Origin of the sequence: Candidatus Protofrankia californiensis, assembly GCF_900634765.1 — a bacterium.
Classification (GTDB): Bacteria; Actinomycetota; Actinomycetes; order Frankiales; family Frankiaceae; genus Protofrankia; species Protofrankia californiensis.
Genome location: NZ_CAAAFT010000407.1, coordinates 2,592 through 7,057 on the forward strand (window position 1 = coordinate 2,592; position 4,466 = coordinate 7,057).

At 67.3% G+C, this 4,466-nt stretch carries 5 protein-coding genes; 1 reads left to right on the plus strand and 4 read right to left on the minus strand.

From position 1 onward, the window contains the following. Window positions 1-681: 681 nt before the first annotated feature. The 4 genes from DD1DGNOD_RS20800 to DD1DGNOD_RS20815 form a co-directional block, all read right to left on the minus strand. Window positions 682-1,233: an AMIN-like domain-containing (lipo)protein gene (locus tag DD1DGNOD_RS20800; protein ID WP_430827846.1), complete on the minus strand. Its 552-nt coding sequence runs from the start codon at window positions 1,231-1,233 to the stop codon at window positions 682-684. Between the two features lie 295 nt (window positions 1,234-1,528). Next, window positions 1,529-2,230 (minus strand): VIT1/CCC1 transporter family protein, encoded by a 702-nt coding sequence (locus tag DD1DGNOD_RS20805; RefSeq protein WP_131770872.1) that lies wholly within the window; start codon window positions 2,228-2,230, stop codon window positions 1,529-1,531. Between the two features lie 185 nt (window positions 2,231-2,415). Further along, window positions 2,416-2,937, minus strand: coding sequence for a VOC family protein (locus DD1DGNOD_RS20810; protein WP_131768188.1), 522 nt, complete (start codon window positions 2,935-2,937; stop codon window positions 2,416-2,418). Window positions 2,938-3,097: 160 nt separating this feature from the next. Continuing rightward, window positions 3,098-4,207: an amidohydrolase family protein gene (locus DD1DGNOD_RS20815; protein WP_131768189.1), complete on the minus strand. Its 1,110-nt coding sequence runs from the start codon at window positions 4,205-4,207 to the stop codon at window positions 3,098-3,100. A gap of 47 nt (window positions 4,208-4,254) precedes the next feature. Here DD1DGNOD_RS20815 and DD1DGNOD_RS20820 point away from each other — a divergent pair. Next, window positions 4,255-4,466: TSUP family transporter (locus tag DD1DGNOD_RS20820; RefSeq protein ID WP_165036941.1), on the plus strand; the 212-nt coding region annotated here is incomplete at its 3' end.

A 4,466-nucleotide genomic window follows, 5' to 3' on the forward strand; every position in this document is an offset into this window, starting at 1 on the left:
AACAGTGGCGTCGTCAGCCAGGCCGCAGTCTCCAACAGGCGCCGTCGGACACTTGACCTGCGTTTTTCTACGAATTCGTCGACGTCGACTCTGGTGACGACCCCGGCGGGTGGAGCGGTCATGGAACCGGCCTTCTTCGACATAATTCATCTCTTTACAGCCGTGTAGGAAGCTACGATACACAACCAGGACAGTCACCGTCCAATAATGCAGGAAAACTCGGATCGGTGACCACCGGGCCAGATAAAATCAGCCACGACGAAACTGGAGGAATTCCCGCCCCTCGACCTCGGGATCACGTGCTTATTCCCGGCCACCACGAACTGGCCCGCCTCCGTTCTCGGTCGAGTTTCTTCTACCGAGAACGAAGACTAGATGATCATCTCACTTCGCGCAACCGGACAACTACTCGATCGGCGGGCCGCACGGTGGTTCCGCGGGAAGGACCGGGGAAGGTGCCGGCGGCAGCCGGGGCAGCCTCGAACCCGTCATCGTCCTGGAAGGAGCGCTACTCCCAGTAGCCACCACCGCCCGCACCGGGCGAGCATCGGACATCACGGCGACAGGTGTCGATCAACTATCCGCTGGCACGGTCACCGCAGGTGGCCGAGTCGTGTGCTCGGCATCCACGCCAACCTGGGCACACGCCCCGCCGGCCTGCCTACGAACCCGCCGGCCTGCCTACGACCAGAAGTGTGCGACATCGAGCACCACCCGGTTGTCCAGCTTGAAGACCCGGAAGGGCAGCCGAGCACGAACTCCGAGCCCAATCGTGGTTTGTCCTTCAAAACTACCGGCGAACTTGGCGTCCCGGAAGGTCTGATAACCGGCGAGATTCACGCCGGGCAGCTTCTGACCGACGATCCCGGAATAGGTGGACTGGAAGGTCTGATCGTAGGCGGGAGCCTTCAGAACGACCTGGAGCTTCGCCCCACCGTTCAGCGGTATGAGCCGGCCCGATCCGTCGGCGTGGACGCTGTCCACATAGCGGACGTCATAGCCGGCGGCGGGCCCGTTCACATCCAGCACCATACGGTCCCAGCAGCGATCTCTACCGGTTCGTATGTTGGTCAGCGGGTTCTGGTTGTACGGCTCCGCGGTCTTCGGCAGACTACCCCATGAAATACCGCAGAAACCTTGTGTCGCCTGCGCCTGGCCGGCAACAAGAATTGCGCCCGTGGTCGCGAGCAGCACACCGACGAGAAGGACTACCAGCATTCTTGCTCTTGCCATCTCGACCCCTCCGAAAACCTGCCGGGTACCAGCCCGTCGCAGCCGATACCCGGCATGCGCGTAGGCATTCTACCCGCACCGATCATGACACAAACTGACTACCGAAGGTAAACCTCGGCTTCGGGGTACGGCAGTGGATTGACCGGCTGCACGGAGTGATCCGGGGACTCCGACGGCAGAAGAATTCGCTTGTTTTGTGGAGAAGGCCCGACCCGGCGCTGGGTTCGGCCGCGGGATCGTGAAAGGTACGCGGGTCACCGGCTCGGGGCAGCCCACGCGATTATCCGACGCAGGATTATCCGACGGTGGTGCCGACGAGTGCGCCGACCGCGGCCGTCACGGCCATGGCAACCGATCCACCGAGAACGACGCGAACCGCCGCCCGCACCCGATTCGCGCCACCGAGTGCGGCGCCGACGGCGCCGAGCAGACCCAGCCCCACCTCGGTAACCGCGATCAGCAGCACGACCCTGGCCGTGCCGGAACCGGCGAGCATCGCCACCAGCGGGAGCGCGGCACCCGCAGCGAAACTCAGCGCCGAGGCCCCGGCGGCCTGCACCGGACGAGCGGCGTTGTCGGGCGAGTGACCGAGCTCATCCCGGGCATGCGCGGCAAGGGGATCGGTACGGCTGAACTCCACGGCCACCTCCCGGGCGAGCCGGGGGCTCAGACCGCGCCGGACGTAGATACCGGTCAGCTCGTCCAGCTCGGCGTCGGGATCGGTCGCGAGCTCCGCAGCCTCGACGGAAAGATCCTCCAGCTCGGCGTCCTTCTGGGAGCTCACCGAGACGAATTCCCCGGCAGCCATCGACGTCGCCCCGGCGACAAGCCCGGCAAGACCCGCGGTCAGTACGGCCGTCCGGGATGCCGACGACGCGGCCACCCCGAGCATCAGGCTCGCTGTTGACACCAGGCCGTCGTCCGCGCCCAGCACCGCGGCACGCAGCCAGCCCGACCGCCCGCCATAGTGCCTTTCCTTATGCCCCGATCTCACCATGTGCCCTCATGCGATGCGCGCTCATGCGATGTGCCCTCGTACGGGACGCTCCCATGCTCGCGCCTGCCCCATCTGTCGTCCCGCCCGCTTCACCTTAGTGGCCTGGGAGAGCTGGGCCTCCGGCAGCGCGAAAGAAGCATGATCGCGCTGCCTTTGACTCTTGGGGGCGATCGAACGCTGCAGGCTCACCTGGCGCCATTGCGCGCGATCGGCGGGTGAGAATCGTCCCTGGGAGGGCTCGCCCACCCCGACGTACCGCGCCGGCCGGACGGGCCCCACAGCTCGCGGATGGTCTGGAACACCCTCTGGTTGTGACTGAACTCGATCACGTTCCCGTCCGGGTCTGTCACCGCGCAGATGTAGCCGACCGGGTCGGGCATGTCCTGCGGTTCCCAGTGCAGGCATCCCGCGGCCCTCGCCCGGCCGGCGACCGCGTCCACCTCAGCGCGGTCCGCCACCTCGATCCCGATATGCGCGAACGGCGTCATCGTCGGCTGACGGTGCCCACGCTCGGCGGTGAACTCGGCGAGGACCAGCACAAACGGATCCTGCCACTGCTGGTCGTTGGACAGCCACGCGCTACGGCCCGCCTCGTCCTTGCGGGTCGCGACCACCACGAGCGGGGTCATCGTCGTGTAGAAGTCGATCGAGGCGTCGATGTCGCTGGAAGGAAGGGCCACGTGCGTCCACCGGGCATGTGTGAGCATCAGACAACTCCTTGTTTCCCGCCTCGTCCGCTCGGCGTGGTTCGCTCCGGACTTCTTCCCGACGTTGTTCCCGAGGACAGGGCTTTGCTCACGTCGACGGGCCGACCGCGGAAACGAATTTTTTGTCACTACCCCGACACCGTCATTATGTGACAGCGGGTCAAGGACCGTTACGTACAACCACCCGGCCGCGCATGACAACCAGCAACGGCGCGGCCAGCACCCGGACGTCCACCCGCGGGTCCTCGGCGTAGACGACGAAATCCGCCGGCGCCCCCTCAGCCAGCCCGGCAAAGCCCAGCCACGCACGCGCGGCCCAGGTTGTCGCCGACAGGGCCGCCACCGGAGGCAGTCCCGCCCGCACCAACTCGACGACCTCGTCCGCGACGAGACCGTGCGCCAGCGACCCACCGGCATCCGTGCCGACGTAGATCGCGATTCCCGCCTCGTAGGCGGAGCGGACGGTGTCGTACCGGCGGGCGTGCAACGCCCGCATGTGCGCGCTGTAGGCGGGGAACTTCTCCTGCGCCGCGGCGGCGATGCCGTCGAAGGTAGCGATGTTGATCAATGTCGGCACGATGGCGACGCCGCGCTCGGCGAAGAGGGGGATCGTCTCGTCGGTGAGCCCACTCGCATGCTCGACGCAGTCGATCCCGGCCTCGACCAGGTCGGTGAGAGAGTCCTCGGCGAAGCAGTGCGCGGTGACCCGGGCGCCGGCGGCATGGGCCGCCGCGATCGCGGCCCGGACGGCCTCCCGCGGCCAGCAGGCGGAAAGATCCCCGGTGTCCCGGTCGATCCAGTCTCCTACGATCTTGACCCAGCCGTCGGCCCGGCGGGCCTGCTCGGTGACGTTGGCGGCCAGCTCGTCAGGCTCGATCTCCAGAGCGAAGTTGCGGATGTACCGTTTTGTCCGGGCGAGGTGACGGCCGGCTCGGACCAGTCGGGGAAGGTCCTCACGTTCGTCCACCCACCGGGTGTCCGCGGGCGAGCCCGCATCCCGGATCAGCAACGCGCCCGCGTCCCGGTCGGTGCGGATCTGCCGCTCGGCGGTGTCCCGGTCGACCGCGCCGTGGGCGTCCAGCCCCACGTGGCAGTGCGCGTCCACCAGACCGGGCAGCACCCACCCCGACACCGTGTGCGCATCGGTGGCACGGGCACCGGTGGGACGCTCAAACGTGATCTTCCCGTCCACGACCCACAGCCCGTCCCGGACCTCCTCGGGCCCGACCAGCACCCGGCCTGTGATCCTCAACGTCTCGGAACCAGCCACTCCATCTGTCTACTCGCACCGGGCCGCTCCGGTGAATATTGGACGCCATGGGAGTGCCAGACGCCGCGCTCGTGGCGGTTGCCGGCCTGCTGGCCGGAGCGGTGAACGCCGTGGCCGGAGGGGGAACCCTGATCGCCTTCCCGGCGCTGCTCGCCACCGGGATGCCCGCCCTCACCGCGAACATCACCTCCTCGGTCGGGCTGATCACCGGATATGCCGGCGGCGCGTTCGGCTACCGCCGGGAGCTGACCGGCCAGAC

Coding starts and splice junctions, on each gene's coding strand:
- DD1DGNOD_RS20800 (WP_430827846.1), bottom strand. CDS start 1,233: ATGGCAAGAGCAAGAATGCTGGTAGTCCTTCTCGTCGGTGTGCTGCTC.
- DD1DGNOD_RS20805 (WP_131770872.1), bottom strand. CDS start 2,230: ATGGTGAGATCGGGGCATAAGGAAAGGCACTATGGCGGGCGGTCGGGC.
- DD1DGNOD_RS20810 (WP_131768188.1), bottom strand. CDS start 2,937: ATGCTCACACATGCCCGGTGGACGCACGTGGCCCTTCCTTCCAGCGAC.